An 18,902-nucleotide genomic window follows, 5' to 3' on the forward strand; every position below is an offset into this window, starting at 1 on the left:
TGCAAACCCCACCCGAACCCTCAGCGCCGCACGCCGTTGGCCTCGGCCACGGCCAGCGCCGTCATGTTGACGATGCGGCGCACCGTCGCCGACGGCGTCAAGATGTGCACCGGCCGGGCCGCGCCGAGCAGGATGGGGCCGACCGTCACGCCGTGGCTGGCGCTGATCTTGAGCACGTTGAAGAGAATGTTGGCGGCGTCCAGCGTCGGCAGCACCAGCAGGTTGGCCGCGCCCTTGAGCTTGCTGTCGGGCAGGAAGGCCTGGCGCACGCTCTCGGACAGGGCCGCGTCGCCGTGCATCTCGCCGTCGCACTCGACCTCGGGGTGGGCGGCCGCGAACAGCTCGTGGGCACGGCGCATCTTCAGCGCCGACGGTCGCGTGCTGGAGCCGAACATCGAGTGGCTGACGAAGGCCAGCTTGGGCGGCAGGCCGAAGCGGCGCACTTCCTCGGTGGCCATGGCGGCGATGTCGGCCAGCTCCTCGGCGTCGGGCGAGTCGTTGACGAAGGTGTCGGCGATGAAGAGCGTCATCTGCTCCAGCATCAGCGCATTCATCGCGGCGAACTGGCGGGCACCCGGCGCCAGGCCGATCAGCTCGCGCACCTGCTCGAGATGGCGGTCGAAGCGGCCCACCATGCCGCAGATCATCGCGTCGGCGTCGCCCAGCTCGATGGCCAGGGCGCCGATGGCCGTGTTGGAGCGGCGCACGGCTGACTTCGCCATCTCGGGCGTCACGCCATTGCGCTTCATGCGCGCGTGATAGGCCTCCCAGTACTGGCGGAAACGCGGGTCGTCCTCGGGGTCGATGACGGCCACGTCGTCGCCGAGCTTGAGGCGCAGGCCGGCGCGCTGGATGCGCGCCGCCAGCACGGCCGGGCGGCCGATCAGCGTCGGCCTGGCGAGGCCCTCGTCGATGGCGACCTGCACGGCGCGCAGCACGCGCTCGTCCTCGCCCTCGGCGTAGATGACGCGAGCGGGCGCGGCCTTGGCAGCCGAGAAGACCGGGCGCATGAACATGCCGGTCTGGTAGACGAAGCGCTCCAGCGACTGGCGATAGGCGACCAGGTCTTCCACCGGACGCGTGGCCACGCCATCGGCGGCTGCAGCGGCGGCAACGGCGGGCGCGATGCGCAGGATCAGGCGGGCATCGAAGGGCTTGGGAATCAGGTAGTCGGGACCGAAGGCCAGCTCCTGGCCGGCATAGGCCGCCGCCACTTCATCGCTGGTCTCGGCCTTGGCCAAGGCCGCGATCTCGCGCACGCAAGCCAGCTTCATGCCCTCGGTGACCTTGGTGGCGCCGCAGTCCAGCGCACCACGGAAGATGTAGGGAAAGCACAGGACGTTGTTGACCTGGTTGGGGTAGTCGCTGCGGCCCGTGGCCACGATGCAGTCCGGCCGCACCTCCTTGGCGAGCTCGGGGCGGATCTCGGGCTCGGGATTGGCCAGGGCCAGGATGATGGGCTGGGCAGCCATGGTCTTGACCATGTCGGCGCTCAGCACACCGGCGGCCGAGCAGCCCAGGAACACATCGGCGCCGTCGACCACGTCTGCCAGCGTGCGCGCGCTGCTGATCTGGCAATAGCGCTGCTTGGACTCGTCCAGCTTGCCGGCCTTGGCGTCCTCACGCTCGCTCTGGATGACGCCGCGCGAATCGCAGACGAAGACGTTCTCGCGCTTGACGCCAAGGCCCACCATCACGTCCAGGCAGGCAATGGCCGCGGCGCCCGCGCCCGACACCGCGACCTTGACCTGGGCGATGTCCTTGCCCACCAGTTCCAGGCCGTTCAGCAGGGCGGCCGACGAGATGATGGCCGTGCCATGCTGGTCGTCGTGGAAGACCGGAATGTTCATGCGCTTGGACAGCTCGCGCTCGATGTAGAAGCACTCGGGCGCCTTGATGTCCTCGAGGTTGATGCCGCCCAGCGTCGGCTCCATCGCGGCAATGATGTCTATCAGCTTGTCGGGGTCGCGCTCGGCCAGCTCGATGTCGAAGACGTCGATGCCGGCGAACTTCTTGAACAGACAGCCCTTTCCTTCCATGACGGGCTTGGCGGCCAGCGGGCCGATGTCACCCAGACCCAGCACGGCGGTGCCGTTGGTGATGACGCCGACGAGATTGCCGCGCGAAGTGAAGTCGGCGGCGAGGGCCGGGTCGCGCTCGATGTCCAGGCAGGGATAGGCCACGCCCGGCGAGTAGGCCAGCGACAGGTCGCGCTGGTTGGAGAGGGCCTTGGTCGGCGTGACGGAAATCTTGCCGCGCGTCGGGCTGCGGTGGTATTCGCGGGCTGCGTCGCGCAGTGCGGCTTCGGCAGGCGACAAGGGAGCGTTGTTCTTTTCCATGGCAGTACATCTCCGGGAGGGAACCCGGAAGATTACGCCGCGTTTCATGGCCTGCGCGATGCAGGTTTCTTGGCAATCTATGCCGAAGCCGATATCACCCGGTTGCGCCCGGCGTGCTTGGCGCGGTACATGGCCTGATCGGCCTCGCGCATCGCGGCTTCCAGTTCGGACTCGCGGTTGGCCTGGGCCACGCCCCAGCTCGCCGTCACCTCCAGGCCAGCCGGCCAGGTCGTGCCGGCCAGCACCTGGCGCAGCCGCTCGGCCACCGCCGCGGCTTCCTGGGCCGGCGTCTGCGGCATGACGATGACGAACTCCTCGCCGCCCCAGCGCGCCAGCAGGTCGTCCTTCGGCAGGTTGGCGCGCAGGGTCTGGGCCAGGCACTTCAGCACCTGGTCGCCGACGTCGTGACCATGCTCGTCGTTGATGCGCTTGAAGTGGTCGGCGTCCACGAAGACGACGGACAGCGGGAAGCTCAGCTCGGCCTGGGCGCGCAGCAGCAGGTCCAGCGCGCGGTTCAGGCCTTCGCGGTTGGAGACCTGGGTCAGTGGGTCGCGCAGGGCCAGCTTCTCGAGCATGCGCGAACGCTGCACCGACATCCGCAGGCGGCCGCGCACCATCCAGGATTCCCAGACCAGATAGGCCAGCAGGCTGAACATCCACAGGCCCACCAGGCCGAGGCGGAAGGTTTCGGGCGGCACCCAGTTGCCGACCAGTTCGGCCCGGTCGAGGCGGATCAGGTGCACGCCCGGCGCCACCTGGCCGCTGGTGCTGAGGCTGAAGACGCGCATGCGGTCCAGCTGCGGGCCCATCAGCTCGACCGGCAGCGGGTGGCTCTGCGCCCACCAGGAGCTGACCATAAACTGCGACAGGCGGAATTCCACCGGCTGGGGCTGGGCGCCCGGCGCGAACACGACCTCGTGCGGCTTGAGGTCCACGCCCTGGCCCTTGGCCGAATAGGCGGGATGGAAGTTGCGCAGGAAGACGCGCAGCTGGGGCGGGCTGTTGTCCAGGGTCGGGCCCTCGGCGTGCAGCCAGAGCCGGATATGGCTGAAGCGGCTGGCGTCGAGGTCGCGGCCCAGCATCTCGATCTGCATCTCGCAGTAGGGCCACTCAAAGCCCTTCTTGATCTCGCAGCGCATGGCGACGGCACCGTCGAGGGCGGCTTTCGCCAATTCGGCATGGCTGGAGCCGCCGCTGCTGCTGTCGTCGGTCAGCTGCAGGCGCTGGGTCGGGCCACGCCCATCCAGCGCCAGGCGGCGCGTCATCCAGTGCTCGTTGGCATAGAGCCCGAGCAGCGTCGTGACGACGAGCAGAGCGAGCAGCCAGCGAAGAACCATCCGGCCATTGTGGTGGCCGGCGTCATCGACTTGTCACATTGCCCCGGCGTGCTGCGTGAAATCGGTCCGCCCTCCACGGACGGACATGTATCAGCCGGCCGCGCGCTTGGCCAGGATGTCGAAGGCGGGCAGGGTCTTGCCCTCCAGCACTTCCAGGAAGGCGCCGCCGCCCGTGGAGATGTAACCGACGTCCTTCTCGATGCCGTACTTGGCGATGGCGGCCAGCGTGTCACCCCCGCCGGCGATGCTGAAGGCCACGCTCTCGGCGATGGCGCGCGCGATGGCCTCGGTGCCATGGGCGAAGGCCGGGAACTCGAACACGCCGACCGGGCCGTTCCAGACGATGGTGCCGGCGTCCTTGAGCTTCTCGGCCAGCCGGGCGGCCGTCTTGGGGCCGATGTCGAGGATGAGATCGTCATCTTCGACGTCGGTGGCCGCCTTGACGGAGGCGGTCGCCCCGGCCGCGAAGGCCTTGGCGGTCACGACGTCTTCAGGAATCGGCACCTCGGCGCCGCGGGCCTTCATGGCTTCGATGACGGCCTTGGCCTGGTCGACCAGGTCGGGCTCGGCCAGCGACTTGCCGATCTTCAGGCCGGCGGCCAGCATGAAGGTGTTGGCGATGCCGCCGCCGACGATGAGGCCGTCCACCTTGCTGGACAGGCTTTGCAGGATGGTCAGCTTGGTCGAGACCTTGGAGCCGGCGACGATGGCCACCAGCGGGCGGCGCGGGTTGGCCAGGGCCTTGGTGATGGCGTCGATCTCGGCGGCCAGCAGCGGGCCGGCGCAGGCGACCTTGGCGAACTTGGCGATGCCATAGGTCGTGGCCTCGGCGCGATGGGCAGTGCCGAAGGCGTCGTTGACGAAGATGTCGCACAGCGCGGCCAGCTTGCGGGACAGCTCTTCGCTGCACTTCTTCTCGCCCTTGTTGACGCGGCAATTTTCCAGCAGCACCAGCTCACCCGGCGCGACGGAGACGGTATCGACCCAGTCGCGCTGCAGCGGCACCGGGCGGCCCAGCAGCTCAGCCATGCGCTCGGCGACGGGGGCCAGCGAATCCTCGGGCTTGAACTGCCCTTCAGTCGGGCGGCCCAGGTGGGAGGTGACCATGACGGCGGCACCGGCGTCCAGGGCCATCTTGATGGCCGGCAGCGAGGCACGGATGCGGGTGTCCTCGGTGATCTTGCCGTTGTCGTCCTGCGGCACGTTGAGGTCGGCGCGGATGAAGACGCGTTTGCCGGCCACCTTGCCGGCGGCGATCAGGTCGGAGAAGCGGATGACGTTCATGGTCGGGCGGGACAGTTGATGACGGGAAACTTCCCCGATTCTCGCCTCTGCGCTGCGCCGTACCCCGTTGAAACCGCGGACCGGCGTCGGGCCGCCCCCTAGCCGGCCCGCAGGCGATGTGCTTGCGGCTCAATGCCGCAAGCATCGCCGTCCCCTCGGGGGACCGACCAGCTTTGCCCGCGTTCAGCGCGGCAAAACTGGGCGAGGGGCAAGTTGTTACCAGCCGAGTCCGAGCTTCAAGGGCAGCATGACGGCCATGCCGACGAGGATGGTGCCAAGGATGCCCTTGCGCCAGAAAAAATAGGCCGTAGCCGCCACCGCGGCGGGCCAGCGCGCGTCCTGCCAGGTCGTGATGACATGACCTTGCGTCATGAAGATCTCGGGGGCGACGACGGCCATCAGGGCGGCCAGCGGTGCGACCTTGAGCAACTCGCGCAACCAGTCGGGGATGGGCAGGGGCTTCTCGCCGATCATGAAGAAGCCGCGCGTCAGCACGGTGATGGCGCCGAGGCCGAACAGCGCGATCCAGATCAGGATGTCGCTCATCGCCGCGCCTTCCTCGCATCCAGCCACCAGCCCACCGCCCCGGCCGCGACGATGGCGCAGAGGATGTTCAGCTTGAGCGGCAGCGAATAGGTGGCGATGGAAACCGCGCCGGCCGTCAGGGCCACCCACCACAGCATCTTCTCCCCCAGCAGGGAGTAGGAGATGCCGAGCAGGGCCAACACGCCGGCGAAGGCGATGCCCCATTGCGGCGGGATGCGGTCGGCCAGCAGGATGCCGGCGAAGGAGCAGCCCTGCCAGGTCGGCCAGTTGACGGCCACGCCGCCCCAGAAGTAGCGCTGCTGACTCGGCGCCGGCGCAGCGTCGGGATAGCGCTTCACGAAGTAGGCGAAATTCAGGTCGGCGGCGAAATACGTCGTCACCAGCCGGCGCAGGCGGGGCAGGTGGCCGAAGTAGTGGCGCCACTGCGCGCTGAAGATGACGAAGCGCAGATTGACGCAGAAGGCCGTGGCCAGCAGCACCCACAGCGGGGCGCCAGCGGCGATCAGCGGCACCGCCGAAAGCTGGGCGCTGCCGGCGAACACCAGCAGCGACATGCCCATGGCCTGCGGGATGCTGAGCCCGCCCTTCACCATCGTGACGCCGGCGACCAGGCCCCAGGCGGCCAGACCGAGGGAGGGCGAGGCCATGTCGCGTGCGCCCTGGCGGAAATCGGGGTCCGCCGTCAGCGCACGCAGTCGATCAAGAAACTGCATCCCGCCATTGTGGCGGGAGCTGCCTTACTGCCCGATCTTGCGGACTTTGCCGCTGCCGGCGATGGAGCTGGTGATCTCCGGCGTGCCGGCGTACTTCACGTCGCCCGAACCGGCGATGGAGACATGCAGTTTCTTGGTCGCGTTGACCTGGGCATCGCCGCTGCCGGCGATGGTGACCTTGACCTCTTCCGTCACCAGGTCGGCGGCCTTCACGTCGCCGCTGCCGGCGATGGAGACGTTGGCGCTGTTGCAGCGGCCGGCCGCGACGATGTCGCCGCTGCCGCTGACCTTCATGCCCAGGCGCTCGGCCTCGAGGTTGGCGAAGCGGATGTCGCCCGAGCCGGCTATTGCCGCGTCGACGCCGGCCGTCTTCATGGCCTCGACCTTGACCGTGCCGGAACCGGCCACCGACACGGCGCGCAGGGCCGGCATCTCGATGGTCAGGCTGGGGTTGGTGGAGGTGTTGATGTTGAAGCCCTTCTTGGGCTCGACCTGCAGGGTGCGGCCCTTGCCGCTGTCGACGACGCGGGTCTCGATATACGGCAGCAGGTTGCGGTCGGCCTTGACCTCGACCTTGTTGCCCGAGCCCTGGCGGATGACGATGTTGAAGCCGCCGGCCGTGGCCACGCCGTCGAAGGCGCCGGTGTCGCGGGCCTCGGTGGCGATGTCGCCGTTGCCGTTGATGCGCTCGCTGTTGCTGCTCCAGCTCCAGGCCTGGGCGGTGCCGCTGACCGTGGCGGCAGCGATGAGACCAAGGGCGAAAAGACGGCGGGCGTTGTTCATGGCGGGCTCCATCGGGGTTGTGATGGTTCCCATGGTGCCAAGCCGTCCGGGGCGGCGCCCGGAAGAGGTGACGATGCGCGGGATCGGAGGGCCGAAATGCGGCTGGGCGCGCTGGTCAGTGGCCCTTGGCCTTCTCCGGCGCCTTCTCTGCTGCTTTTTCCGCGGCCTTCTCGGGCGCCTTCTCGGCCGGCTTGGCCTCGGCCTCCTCGTCCTTGGGCTTGACCGACCCCGGCCGCGGCACGACGGGCGTGACGCCTTCGAGCTTGTTCTCGCGCATGTACTCGTCCATCTCGCGCCAGCCGGCGTAGATGGCGGCCTTCTGGGCCTTGGGGTTCAGCACATAGCAGTCCTCGATGGCCCGCATGGCGTGCCGGCAGGCGCTGCCGATGGCCTTGCCCTCGGCCTCCTTGGCGGCGGCCACCTTGGCGGGGTCGTCGATGCCCAGTTGCTCGCAGGCGGACAGGGCGGCGAGCAGGGGCAGGGCAAGAAGGAAGCGCTTCATGGGCTCAGGTATCGGCGGCAGGCCGGTGAACTTGAATCAGCGCTTCGCCATCGCGAGCAGACGCGTGACGCGTTCCTCGGTCGACGGGTGGGTGGAGAACAAGCTGCGCCAGCCGCCGCCGGTCAGCGGGTTCATGATCATCATCTGCGCCGTCTCGGGGTGGGCCTCGGCGGGCGCCAGCGGGATGCCCTGGGCAACGCGGTGGATCTTGTCCAGGGCCGACGCCAGGGCGGCCGGATCGCCAGACAGCTCGGCACCGCCGCGGTCGGCCTCGAACTCGCGGGCGCGGCTGATCGCCATCTGGATCAGCATGGCCGCAATCGGTGCCAGGATGGCAACGGCCAAGCCGGCCAGCGGATTGGTCGGACGGCCGTTCTCGTCGCGGCCACCGAAGAAGGCGGCGAAATTGGCCAGCATGGAGATCGCACCGGCCATGGTCGCGCTGACGGTGCTGATGAGGATGTCGCGGTGCGCCACATGGGCCAGCTCATGGGCCATGACGCCGCGCAGTTCGCGCTCCGACAGCACGCGCAGGATGCCGGTGGTCGCGGCGACGGCGGCATGCTCGGGGTTGCGGCCGGTTGCGAAGGCGTTGGGGGCGTCTTCCTGGATCAGATAGACCTTGGGCATAGGCAGGCCGCCCCGTGCGCTGAGCTCCTGCACCATGCGGTAGAACTGCGGCGCCGAGCTCTCGTCCACCTGCTGGGCGTTGTACATGCGCAGCACCATGTCGGCCGAGAACCAGTAGGCGAAGAAGTTCATGCCCGCCGCCACCAGCAACGCGAGCAGCATGCCGGTCTGGCCACCGACGTAGGCGCCGATCAGCATGAACAGTGCCGTGATGGCCGCCATCAGGACGGCAGTCTTCACGAGGTTGAACATCTCAATACGCTTTCAGGGAAGTGGCGACAGCGTGGCAGATGGTGCCACGGCAGCCGGCTTTCAAGCCGCGTCGAAACGTTCGCCGACGGCAATGGGCCGGGCCTGCAGGAAGGCGGCAGCCGGGCCGCGCTTGCCGCCCGCGCGTTGCAGTTCGGTGAGCTTGAGGGCGCCCTGGCCGCAGGCAACGACCGGCCCCGGGGCGATGACCTCGCCCGGCTGGCCCCGGCCTTCGACGACCTCGGCGCGCCAGACCTTGACGACCTCGCCGGCCAGCGTCGCGGCACCACCCGGGAATGGATCGAAGGCACGCAGGCGGCGTTCGATCTCGGCGGCCGGCTGGGTCCAGGCGATGGCGCTTTCGGCCTTCTCTATCTTGTGAGCGTAGGTAACACCCTCGGCCGGCTGAGGCGTGCGCGTCAGGCTGGCGGTCTGCAGGGCCTCGACGATGAGGCGGCCACCCAGAGCGGCCAGGCGGTCATGCAGCACGGCCGTGGTGTCGTCGCCACGGAGGGCCTCACGGCCCACCAGCAGCATGTCGCCGGTGTCCAGGCCCGCGTCCATCTGCATGATGGTGATGCCGGTCTCGGCGTCACCGGCCTCGATGGCACGGTGGATGGGCGCCGCCCCGCGCCAGCGCGGCAACAGCGACGCGTGGATGTTCAGGCAGCCGCGCCGGGGCAGGTCCAGCACCCACTGCGGCAGGATGAGGCCGTAGGCGGCCACGACCACGACGTCGGCGTCGGCCGCCAGCAACGCTTCCCGCGCAGCGGCTGCGTCGACGCCGTACTTGCCGTCCAGCTTCAGGCCTTGCGGCTGGGCGACCGGGATGCCGGCCGCCACGGCGCGCTGCTTGACGCTTGATGCCTGCAGCTTCATGCCGCGACCGGCCGGCCGGTCGGGCTGGGTCAGCACCAGAGGCACGGTGAAGCCGGCGGCCAGGATGGCATCCAGCGCAACGGCGGCGAACTCCGGCGTGCCGGCAAAGACGACCCGCATGGTGGTCAGAGGCGCTGGTTGCGCTTCTTGGCCTCGGCTTCCTCTTCGCGCGTCTTCTTGACCATCTTGGTCTTGATGCGGTCGCGCTTGAGCGGGCTCAGGTATTCGACGAAGACCTTGCCCATCAGGTGGTCCATCTCGTGCTGCACGCAGACGGCCAGCAGGCCTTCTGCGTCGAATTCGTAGACCTCGCCGTCGCGGTTGGTCGCCCGCACGGTGACCTCGGCATGGCGGGGCACCTTGTCGTAGATCTGCGGCACGGACAGGCAGCCTTCCTCGCCGTCGACCATGCGTTCGCTGGTTTTCACCAGTTCGGGGTTGATCAGCACCCGCGGAGTGTCGCGATCTTGCGACGTATCGATGACGACGACGCGCTCGTGCACATCGACCTGGGTGGCGGCCAGGCCGACACCGTCGGCGGCGTACATGGTTTCCAGCATGTCATCGACGAGCTGGCGGATGCGTTCGTCCACGGCGGCGACCGGTTTGGCGACCGTGTGCAGGCGCGGGTCGGGGTAGCGGAGGATGTTGAGTTGGGCCATGGCGCCTTGTAAGCACTCGCAAACGAGCGCTAGCGGTTGTTGGTTGCCCCCGATGATTGCGGGCAGAATCACTCGGATTTTCGCCGATCCGGCAATCCCTTCGGAGACCGCTCCCGATGCCCGCTGCACGCCCCGCTCATTTCGCAGTCCTTGCGACCTGCCTCGCCCTCGCGTCGACGACCTCAGCCTGGGCCCAGACCAGCAAGCTGCCCGTCACCGCCGAGCAGCGGCGCGTGGCCGACGAGGTCGCCAGCGTCGGCATACCCCTGTCCGAACTGGCGCCCAACGCGCCTGACCAGCATGTGGTCAAGGCCGGCGACACCCTGTGGGACATCTCGGCCCTGTTCCTGAAGAGCCCCTGGCGCTGGCCCGAGCTCTGGGGCATGAACCGCGACCAGATCCGCAACCCCCACCTGATCTACCCGGGCCAGGTGCTGATGCTGGTCAAGATCGACGGCCGCGCCCGGTTGCAGCTGGCCCAGGGCGTCGGCCAGGGCAGCAACGGCGTGGTCAAGCTGCGCCCGCAGATGCGCATCGCGGCACTGGATGGCAACCCCATCCCCACCATCCCGATGCACCTGATCCAGCCCTTCCTGACCGACGCCATCGTCTTCGACACCGATGCCCTGGCCAGCGCGCCGCGCATCGTGGCGGCCCAGGAAGGCCATGTGGTGCTGGGCCAGGGCGACCTCGCCTATGCCCGCGGCGACCTCGGCGGCGGCACCGACTTCCGCATCTTCCGTACCGCCCGCCCGCTGGTCGACCCGACCACCAAGGAAATCCTCGGCTACGAAGCGCCCTATGTCGGCACGGCCGAACTGACCCGTGCCGGCGAAGAGCGCCCCAACGGCGACGGCAAGGTCGACATCGTGCCGGCCACCCTGTCCGTCAAGCAGGTCAAGCAGGAAGTCGGCATCGGCGACCGCCTGGCGCCCGCGCCGGCCCGCAACCTCGAGCGCTATGTGCCCCATGCGCCCGACAAGGACATGGCGGGTCAAATCGCGGCCGTCTATGGCGATTCCATCATCGCCGGCCAGAACCAGATCGTCGCCCTGAACCGCGGCAAGCGCGATGGCGTGGAGCGCGGCCATGTGTTCGCGCTGTGGCGCGACGGCGCCCGGGTGCTGGACAAGACCCAGGACCGCGCCGAGGCCATCAAGCTGCCGGACGAGCGCCATGGCGTGCTGTTCGTCTTCGAGGTCTATGAGCGCGTGTCCTATGCGCTGATCATCACGGTCAAGGAACCGGCCAAGCCCGGCGATCGGTTCACACAACCCTGACCGCCGGCCATGCTGGCCTCGGCTGAGCTCGCCGCCTGGCTGCGGCTCACCGAGAGCATGGGGGCGGCGGCGGCCCGCCGGCTGCTGGCCATGGCCGGCAGCCCGGAGGCCGTCTTCGAGTTGCCCGCAGCGGCGCTGGACCAGGCCCTGTCGGGCAAGCAGCGCGAGGCCTTCAACCGGCCGCCCGAACATCTGGCCGAACTCATCGCCAAGGCCGAGGCTTGGCTGGCCGAGCCGGGCCAGGAGCTGCTGGCGCTGGGCGACGCCGACTACCCGCCCCGCCTGCTGGCCACGGCCGACCCGCCGCTGCTGTTGTGGCTGCAGGGCCGCCGCGAGCTGCTGGGCACGCCATCGCTGGCCATCGTCGGCAGCCGCAGCCCGACCGCCCAGGGCCGGGACAACGCCCGCGCCTTCGCCAGGGCCCTGGCTGGCGCCGGCTACACCATCGTGTCGGGGCTGGCGCTGGGCATCGACGCCGCCTCCCATGAGGGCGCGCTGGATGGCGCCGGCGCCACCATCGCCGTCGTCGGCACCGGGCTGGATCAGGTCTACCCGCCGCGCAACAGCGCGCTGGCGGCCCGCCTGCTGGCCGAGGGCGGCCTGATCGTCAGCGAATACTCACTTGGCACGCCGATCACGCAGGGCAACTTTCCCAAGCGCAATCGCATCATTGCCGGCTTGAGCCTGGGCTGCCTGGTGGTCGAGGCGGCCCTGCAGTCGGGCTCGCTGATCACGGCGCGGCTCGCCTCCGAGGCCGGCCGCGAGGTGTTTGCCATACCGGGCTCCATCCACTCGCCCCAGTCGCGGGGCTGCCATGCACTGATCCGCCAGGGCGCCAAGCTGGTCGAATCGGCCCAGGACGTGCTGGAGGAGTTGCCGCCGCTGGGCTCGGTAGACGGCGGGCCGGTGGAGCTTGAGGAAACACCCCACCAGCAGCAGGCGCTGCTGGACGCCATGGGCTTCGATCCCGTCAGCCTGGACGCCCTGATGGCCCGCTGCGGCTGGCCCGCGGCCGAGCTGAGCGCGGCCCTGCTCGAGCTGGAGCTCGACGGCCATGTCGCCCGCCTGGCGGGCCAGCTTTTCCAGCGCCGCAGGCAGGGATGACGAGCTTAACCGCGGATATCAGAGCCCGAACCGAGGGGTTATTCGCGGCCGAGGGCGGCGAAACCCTGGGCTATCATCCCCTCACGATGTTCGATGTCCTGGTTTATCTCTACGAGACCTATTGGCGCCCGGACGCCTGCCCCGACGCGGCGCAACTGACGCGCAAGCTGACGGCGGTGGGCTTCGAGAACGATGAGATCCAGGAGGCGCTGAACTGGCTGGAAGGCCTGGCCGCCGCTGGCGAGTCCTATCAGGGTGAGCAGAGCGAGCATGCCCTGCGCGTCTACTCGGCGGCCGAGATCGAGCATCTGGGCGAAGCCTCCATCGGCTTCATCAGCTTCCTCGAGTCCGCCGGCGTATTGCCCGGCCCCATGCGCGAGATGGTCATCGACCGTGCGATGGCCATTCCCGGCGCCCCCATGGACCTGGAAGACCTGAAGATCATCGTGCTGATGGTGTTCTGGAGCCTGGGCGAGGAGCCCGATGCGCTGATCCTGGACGAACTCTTCGTCGCCCCGGAAGACCGGCTGATCCACTAGGCCGCTCGCCCCCATGAAAAACGGCGCCCGAGGCGCCGTTTTCAATTCCAGAGCCCGCCCGTCACTTGAGCAGTTGGCCCGGATCCGCATCCAGCTTGGCCAGCGCCTTGCGCGTCGCCTGCACCGTCAGCGCCTCGTCCTGGGCCGGCAGCAGCAGGCCGGCCTGCAGGAAGGCCGCCATGCGGTTCAGCGAGAACAGCACGCCCCGGCCCTTGGGCGTGACGAACAGGGCCAGCTGCTTGCGCAGGCCGCGCCAGGCCAGCTGCACCTGCTCGTTGCGGCCGCGGTAGTCCAGCATGAACCAGCCGCCCACCTGCAGTTCGCGGGCCCAGGCGACCATGGCCGGCGTCGGGGCGGAGCCGCCTTCGGCAACGACTTCCATGCCCTCGGACTCGTGGCCGGACAGGTCGCGCACCAGCATCTCGTCGACGTGGCTGTCGCCGCCCTCGACGTCCTCGGGCAGCATGGCTTCCAGCGTCTCGAGCTGGTCCATCAGCTCATCCAGGCGCTCGCGCGGGATGGCGGCCGTCTTGGCCGTGAAGGCCGCGGCCAGCGCGTTGTTCAGGGAGCGCACATGCTCGTCCTGCTTGTCGGTCGGCAGGCCCGCATGGCTCATGCCGTCGCGCAGCGTCTTCAGCAGCGGCGGCAGGCGGCGGATGACGTCGGCGCGTTCCTCGCGCGAGGCCTTGGCGCTGGCGCTCCAGATCAGGTCGGCGGCGGCCCGCTTCATGATCTTGGTGACGTCGGACTGGGCACCGGCGCGCACAGCCGTGACGGCCAGCACGTCGGCCCAGACGTGAAAGAGGAAGTCGCGCACGCCGTCCTGCACCGGCACCTCGGACAGCATCTTGCGCAGCTCGATGGTGTACTGGATGGCCAGGGTCTCGCGCTGCTCGACCTGCTGGGCCAGCGACACGCCGCGCTTGGAGGCCTGGTTCTCGTTCTCGAAATAGTGGTCGAGGAATTTCTCGAACTCGGTCAGCACCGTCGAGAAGACGCGACGGCCGGTGTCCGGGTAGGCCTCGACGACCTGCACCACGCGCTTGATCTCGCGCTCCAGCGCATCGCTGCTGGCGCGCTCCGAGCCCGGCCCGCTGACGTGGGCCGTGTTGAAGCCCATCACGCAGGCGCCCATGCGGTCAATGAGACGACGCGCGGGATGGTCGGCGGCGGCGAAGAAGTCGGGCTCGCTGACGGCGACACGCAGCACCGGCATCTGCAGGCGCGCGAACCAGACCCGCACCGTGGCCGGGATGCGCTCCTCGGTCAGGATGCTCTGGAACATCATCGCGACGATCTCGATGGTCGCGCGTTCGGCCGGGTTGTTGGCCGCCTGCTTCAGGACCTGCTTGAAGGCCTGGTTGCGGGCGCCGATCTCCTCCAGCGCGCGCGGAGCGCTGGCGCTGCCGGCGGAGCCGCTCGAGTCAGCACCGGGGCGGCGGGCCAGCGACTCCTGGGCATGCTTGATGGCGCCCATCAGGCGCGGCGAGGCCGCATTGGCGACGGGCGGCGCATCGGCCAGCGAAGGGCGCGAAGCGGTGCCGGCCGGTGACTCCGCGGCCGTCAGGCCCGTACCGCCGGACAGGCCGCCCGGATGGCTGGGGCCCGCATCGGCCAGGCTGGGCTTGCCGCCGCCCGGCCGGGCCGGCACCTGGCTCTTGGTGACGGGAAAGCCCGGCACATGCCGCGCCAGCACGCGCTGCAGCTGGGCCATGACCTCGTCGGCCTGGCTGCTGGCCTTGCTGCGCACCGTCGGCAGCGGCGTCGGTCCGGACGTGGGGGCGAGGCCGGGGCCCGGGGACACCGGCGGCGGCGGGGGTACCGGCACGCCGGTGGCGGCGGCCGTCGCTGCCGCGGCGGCCTGGGCCGTGCGGCGGATGAAGGGGCGCAGATCGACCTCGGGCAGCACCTTCTGGGCGATCAGCCAGCGGTTGGTCTCGTGATAGGCCTCGCTGATGAGCTGGGCGAATTCCTCATGCAGCTCGTGGTGCAGCAGCTGCCAGATGTTGGCGTCCAGGCCGACACGGCTCCAGGCGTCCAGCGCGACGCGCGCCACCACATGGGCGCGCAGCAGGTCCAGGGGATCCAGGTCGTCGTGGGCTTCCAGGGCCTGCATGCGGGTGCGCAGGTCGGTGAATTCCCAGGTGGCCTTGTCCATCATCACCAGGGCCAGGCGCGAGCTGGTGATCTCGCGCTCGATGGTCGAGTCGTCGACCAGGCTCATCTTCAGCGACTGCGCCGGCACGGTGGAATCGTGCTCGCGGCCGTTGTCGGACACGCCATGCACGGCCGCATGACGCAGGGCCGCGACGATGGCCATCTGCCAGTTCGGGCCCAGCTTCTGCCAGGCCTGCACCGCGTCGCGCCGCGCCATCATGATGGCGTGGGGGGCCGACTGGGCCAGCAACTGGCTGGCCCCCTGGCCGACGGCCGCGACCAGCGGCGTCATGCCACGCACCAGGGCTTCCAGATAGACGCGCCGCGCCTGGGTCGCCAGGGCCTGGTTACGAGCGGCGGTCATGGACGGGTGATGGCGGCGCGGCTGGAGTGAATGGTTGCGATCACTCTACACGACGGCCCCGGAGTTCGGGTCGTTGGGGTCGTCACGATTCACCGCGGCCTTGACCAGGTCCTCCCGCTTGACACCCAGCCACATGGCGATGGCAGCGGCCACGAACACCGAGGAATAGATGCCGAACAGGATGCCGATGGTCAGGGCGACGGCGAAATAGTGCAGCGTCGGGCCGCCGAACAGCAGCATGGAGACCACCATCAGCTGGGTGCAGCCGTGGGTGATGATGGTGCGGCTCATCGTCGACGTGATGGCGTGGTCGATGACCTCGTGGGTGTTCATCTTGCGGAACTTGCGGAAGGCTTCCCGCACCCGGTCGAAGATGACCACCGACTCGTTGACCGAGTAGCCCAGCACGGCCAGGATCGCCGCCAGCACCGCCAGCGAGAACTCCCACTGGAAGAAGGCGAAGAAGCCCAGGATGATGACCACATCGTGCAGGTTGGCGATGATGCCGGCGACCGCGAACTTCCATTCGAAGCGGATGGCCAGGTAGATCATGATGCCGGCCACCGTGACGGCCAGGGCCTTGGCGGCGTCCTGGGCCAGCTCGGCACCGACGGCCGGGCCGACGACCTCGGAGCGCGACAGCCTCAGGGGCTCGGCGCCGTCAGGTTTCTTGCAGATCTGCTTGCTGACCTGCTCGCCCTGGGCCGTCACTTCCTGGTGCTCGCTGACGCTGCCGCTCTCGGCCGTGCACAGCTCGCCGAAGACCTTGCCGACCACCTCGGTCTGCTTCTCGCCGGCACGCACCGGCAGGCGGATCATGACGTCACGCGAGGAGCCGAAGTTCTGCACCTGGACTTCGCCATAGCCCATCTTCTCGATGGTGTGGCGGGTCTTCTCGATCTCGGCCGCCTGCGGATAGGCCACCTCGATGACGGTGCCGCCGGTGAACTCGATGGAGAAATGCAGGGGCCGGGTGATCAGGAAGAACACGGCGGCCGCGAAGGTGACGAAGGAGATGGCGTTGAAGATCAACGCATGCTTCATCAGCGGCAGGTCGCGCTTGATGCGAAAGAGTTCCATGTTCCAGTTCCTCAGGCCTTGGCGGCCACGTCGGTCGTTTCGGCTTCAGGCTCGGGTTTCCAGACCTGGCCGATGGACACGCTCTTGAGCTTCTTCTGGCGGCCGTACCAGAGGTTCACGAGGCCGCGCGAGAACACGACGGACGAGAACATCGAGGTCAGGATGCCCAGGCAGTGCACGACGGCAAAGCCCTTGATCGGACCGGAGCCGAACACCAGCAGCGACACGCCGGCGATCAGCGTCGTCACGTTGGAGTCCAGGATGGTGGCCCAGGCGCGCTCATAGCCCAGGCGGATGGCCTGCTGAGGCGACTCACCGCCGCGCAGTTCCTCGCGCACGCGCTCGTTGATCAGCACGTTGGAGTCGATGGCCATGCCCAGCACCAGCGCGATGGCGGCAATGCCCGGCAGGCTCAGCGTGGCCTGCATCATGGACAGCGCCGCGATCAGCAGCAGCAGGTTGAAGCCCAGGGCCAGCGACGAGAACACGCCGAACAGCAGGTAGTAGACGCACATGAAGGCGGCCACGGCGGCAAAGCCCCACTGCACGCTGGCGATGCCCTTCTCGATGTTTTCCTTGCCCAGGCTCGGGCCGATGGTGCGCGACTCGATGATCTCCATCGGCGCGGCCAGCGAACCGGCGCGCAGCAGCAGGGCCGTGTCACTGGCTTCCTGCGTCGTCATCGCACCGCTGATCTTGATGCGGCCGCCGCTGAGTTCGCTGCGGATGACCGGCGCCGTGACGACCTCGCCCTTGCCCTTCTCGAACAGGATGATGGCCATGCGCTTGCCGATGTTCTCGCGCGACAGGTCCTTCATGATGCGGGCGCCCTTGGCGTCCAGCGTCAGGTCGACGGACGGCGAGTGGTTCTCGTCGAAGCCTGGCTGGGCGTCGACGAGGGCGTCGCCCGTCAGGACGACCTGGCGCTTGACGATGATGGGGCCGAAGCCGCGGTCCATGAAGCGCTCGGTGCCGAAGGGCACGGGACCATTGCCCTTCAGTGCCTCCAGCGACTCGGCACCGTCGTCCACCATGCGCAGCTCCAGCGTCGCGGTGCGGCCGATGATGTCCTGGGCCTTGGCCGAGTCCTGCACGCCGGGCAGCTGCACGACGACGCGGTCGGCGCCCTGCTGCTGGATGACCGGTTCGGCCACGCCCAGTTCGTTGACGCGGTTGTGCAGCGTCGTGATGTTCTGCTTGATGGCCGCTTCCTGCACGGCGACCTGGGCCTTGGGGCTCAGTGCGCCGGACAGCTGCAACTCGCTGCCTTCGCCCAGCGGCGTCCAGATGACGTCGGGCAGCTGGTTCTTCAGCACGTCGGTGGCGGCGGTGCGCTGCTCGGCGTCGCGGAAGGCAATGACCACGGTATTGCCGTCACGGGTGATGCCGGCGTGGCGGATGTTCTTGTCGCGCAGCATGGTGCGCGCATCGCCGGTCAGGGCCTCGGCCTTCTTGGTCAGGGCCGCCTTCATGTCGACCTGCATCAGGAAGTGCACGCCGCCGCGCAGGTCCAGACCCAGGTACATGGGATTGGCGTGCAGGCTGGACAGCCACTGCGGCGAACGCGACAGCAGGTTCAGCGCAACGATGTAGCTGGGCTCCGCGGCGTTGGGATTCAGCGCCTTGTTGATGACGTCCTTGGCCTTGAGCTGGGTGTCGGTGTCACCGAAGCGCGCCTTGATCGAATTGCCGTCGAACTGCACATAGTCCGCCTGGACGCTGGCGTCCTTCAGCGCGGCCTCGATGCGCTCTTGCAGCGCCGTGTCGACCTTGACGGTGACCTTGGCGCTGGAGATCTGCACGGCCGGCGCTTCGCCGAAGAGGTTGGGCAGCGTGTACAACGTGCCGATCAGCAGCGCGACGAGCAGGATCGCGTACTTCCAGAGCGGATAGCGGTTCATGGGGACTTCCTTGTCGGCGCCCGGGCGGCGTGGTGGCCCGGCGGAATGGGCAAGTGGGCGCGTGGCCGCTTACTTCAAGCTGCCCTTAGGGAGAACCTGGGTGATGGCGCCGCGCTGGATCTGCAGCTCGACGCCATTGGCGACCTCGAGGTGGACGAAGTTGTCACCCAGCTTGCTGATCTTGCCGATGACGCCGCCGGCGGTGACGACCTCGTCGCCCTTGGCCAGCGCCTCGATCATGGCCTTGGCCTCTTTCTGGCGCTTCATCTGCGGCCGGATCATGACGAAATAGAGCACGACGAACATCAGCACCAGGGGCAGCATGCCGAGGAGGCCGGATTCGGGGCTGGCGGCCGGGGCGGCAGCCTGGGCGTAGGCGTTGGAGATGAACACGTTGAATTCCTTGGATGGGCGGCCGCAAAAACCGCAGGGCAACCTTGAATTCTAGTGCGCCCCGCCGACCACCCGCCGACAGGGGCCCAGGGGGCTACGCCGGGACGCCGGCCCCTGCTAACCTGCCGCCGCCGTCCCACCCATCCGCCCGGAGCCCTCC

Annotated in this window: 17 protein-coding genes; 3 read left to right on the forward strand and 14 right to left on the reverse strand. The window is 68.7% G+C overall.

The features are described from left to right. Positions 1 to 20: 20 nt before the first annotated feature. The 10 genes from AC3WOE_RS15170 to def all read right to left on the reverse strand — a co-directional run bounded on the left by AC3WOE_RS15170 (position 21) and on the right by def (position 9,924). Positions 21 to 2,339, reverse strand: a complete 2,319-nt coding sequence (locus AC3WOE_RS15170; RefSeq protein ID WP_492691517.1) for an NADP-dependent malic enzyme — start codon at positions 2,337 to 2,339, stop codon at positions 21 to 23. 77 nt (positions 2,340 to 2,416) lie between these two features. Then, positions 2,417 to 3,676, reverse strand: coding sequence for a GGDEF domain-containing protein (locus AC3WOE_RS15175; RefSeq protein WP_492691519.1), 1,260 nt, complete (start codon positions 3,674 to 3,676; stop codon positions 2,417 to 2,419). Between the two features lie 90 nt (positions 3,677 to 3,766). Next, positions 3,767 to 4,960, reverse strand: a complete 1,194-nt coding sequence (locus tag AC3WOE_RS15180; RefSeq protein WP_492691521.1) for a phosphoglycerate kinase — start codon at positions 4,958 to 4,960, stop codon at positions 3,767 to 3,769. 216 nt (positions 4,961 to 5,176) lie between these two features. Continuing rightward, entirely contained in the window at positions 5,177 to 5,506 is a 330-nt protein-coding gene (locus AC3WOE_RS15185) for an AzlD domain-containing protein (protein WP_492691523.1), read from the reverse strand. Then, complete coding sequence (locus AC3WOE_RS15190; RefSeq protein ID WP_492691525.1) at positions 5,503 to 6,219, reverse strand: AzlC family ABC transporter permease; 717 nt, start codon at positions 6,217 to 6,219, stop codon at positions 5,503 to 5,505. Before AC3WOE_RS15190 ends, AC3WOE_RS15185 begins: the two co-directional genes overlap by 4 nt. A 24-nt stretch (positions 6,220 to 6,243) precedes the next feature. Further along, entirely contained in the window at positions 6,244 to 7,002 is a 759-nt protein-coding gene (locus AC3WOE_RS15195) for a head GIN domain-containing protein (protein ID WP_492691526.1), read from the reverse strand. A 115-nt stretch (positions 7,003 to 7,117) separates the two neighbouring features. After that, on the reverse strand, positions 7,118 to 7,504 hold the full coding sequence (locus AC3WOE_RS15200; RefSeq protein WP_492691527.1) for a hypothetical protein: 387 nt from the start codon (positions 7,502 to 7,504) through the stop codon (positions 7,118 to 7,120). Positions 7,505 to 7,540: 36 nt separating this feature from the next. Further along, complete coding sequence (gene htpX, locus AC3WOE_RS15205) at positions 7,541 to 8,386, reverse strand: zinc metalloprotease HtpX (protein ID WP_492691529.1); 846 nt, start codon at positions 8,384 to 8,386, stop codon at positions 7,541 to 7,543. Positions 8,387 to 8,446: 60 nt separating this feature from the next. After that, the gene (fmt, locus tag AC3WOE_RS15210; protein WP_492691530.1) at positions 8,447 to 9,382 is read right to left on the reverse strand and encodes a methionyl-tRNA formyltransferase; all 936 of its coding nucleotides are present in this window, start codon (positions 9,380 to 9,382) and stop codon (positions 8,447 to 8,449) included. A 5-nt stretch (positions 9,383 to 9,387) separates the two neighbouring features. Further along, the gene (gene def / locus AC3WOE_RS15215; protein ID WP_492691531.1) at positions 9,388 to 9,924 is read right to left on the reverse strand and encodes a peptide deformylase; all 537 of its coding nucleotides are present in this window, start codon (positions 9,922 to 9,924) and stop codon (positions 9,388 to 9,390) included. 116 nt (positions 9,925 to 10,040) lie between these two features. Here def and AC3WOE_RS15220 point away from each other — a divergent pair, with 116 nt between their 5' ends. The 3 genes from AC3WOE_RS15220 (at position 10,041) to AC3WOE_RS15230 (ending at position 12,847) form a co-directional block, all read left to right on the forward strand. Continuing rightward, a complete protein-coding gene (locus AC3WOE_RS15220) occupies positions 10,041 to 11,204 on the forward strand; it encodes a LysM peptidoglycan-binding domain-containing protein (protein WP_492691532.1) in 1,164 nt (387 codons plus the stop codon). A 9-nt stretch (positions 11,205 to 11,213) separates the two neighbouring features. Further along, complete coding sequence (gene dprA / locus AC3WOE_RS15225; protein WP_492691533.1) at positions 11,214 to 12,308, forward strand: DNA-processing protein DprA; 1,095 nt, start codon at positions 11,214 to 11,216, stop codon at positions 12,306 to 12,308. Between the two features lie 86 nt (positions 12,309 to 12,394). Next, positions 12,395 to 12,847 carry a Smg family protein gene (locus AC3WOE_RS15230; RefSeq protein WP_492691535.1) on the forward strand — a complete coding sequence of 151 codons (453 nt, stop codon included), beginning with the start codon at positions 12,395 to 12,397 and terminating at the stop codon, positions 12,845 to 12,847. A gap of 61 nt (positions 12,848 to 12,908) precedes the next feature. Here the strand turns inward: AC3WOE_RS15230 and AC3WOE_RS15235 are convergent, their stop codons facing one another. From AC3WOE_RS15235 to yajC, 4 genes are all read right to left on the reverse strand, one after another. Next, positions 12,909 to 15,368 (reverse strand): DUF1631 family protein, encoded by a 2,460-nt coding sequence (locus AC3WOE_RS15235; RefSeq protein ID WP_492691537.1) that lies wholly within the window; start codon positions 15,366 to 15,368, stop codon positions 12,909 to 12,911. A gap of 45 nt (positions 15,369 to 15,413) precedes the next feature. Further along, complete coding sequence (gene secF / locus AC3WOE_RS15240) at positions 15,414 to 16,448, reverse strand: protein translocase subunit SecF (protein ID WP_492691539.1); 1,035 nt, start codon at positions 16,446 to 16,448, stop codon at positions 15,414 to 15,416. A gap of 11 nt (positions 16,449 to 16,459) precedes the next feature. After that, positions 16,460 to 18,349, reverse strand: coding sequence for a protein translocase subunit SecD (secD, locus tag AC3WOE_RS15245; protein ID WP_492691540.1), 1,890 nt, complete (start codon positions 18,347 to 18,349; stop codon positions 16,460 to 16,462). A gap of 69 nt (positions 18,350 to 18,418) precedes the next feature. Next, complete coding sequence (gene yajC, locus AC3WOE_RS15250; protein WP_492691542.1) at positions 18,419 to 18,742, reverse strand: preprotein translocase subunit YajC; 324 nt, start codon at positions 18,740 to 18,742, stop codon at positions 18,419 to 18,421. Positions 18,743 to 18,902 lie beyond the last annotated feature (160 nt).

It is taken from the genome of Roseateles sp. FW305-36, from assembly GCF_058787015.1.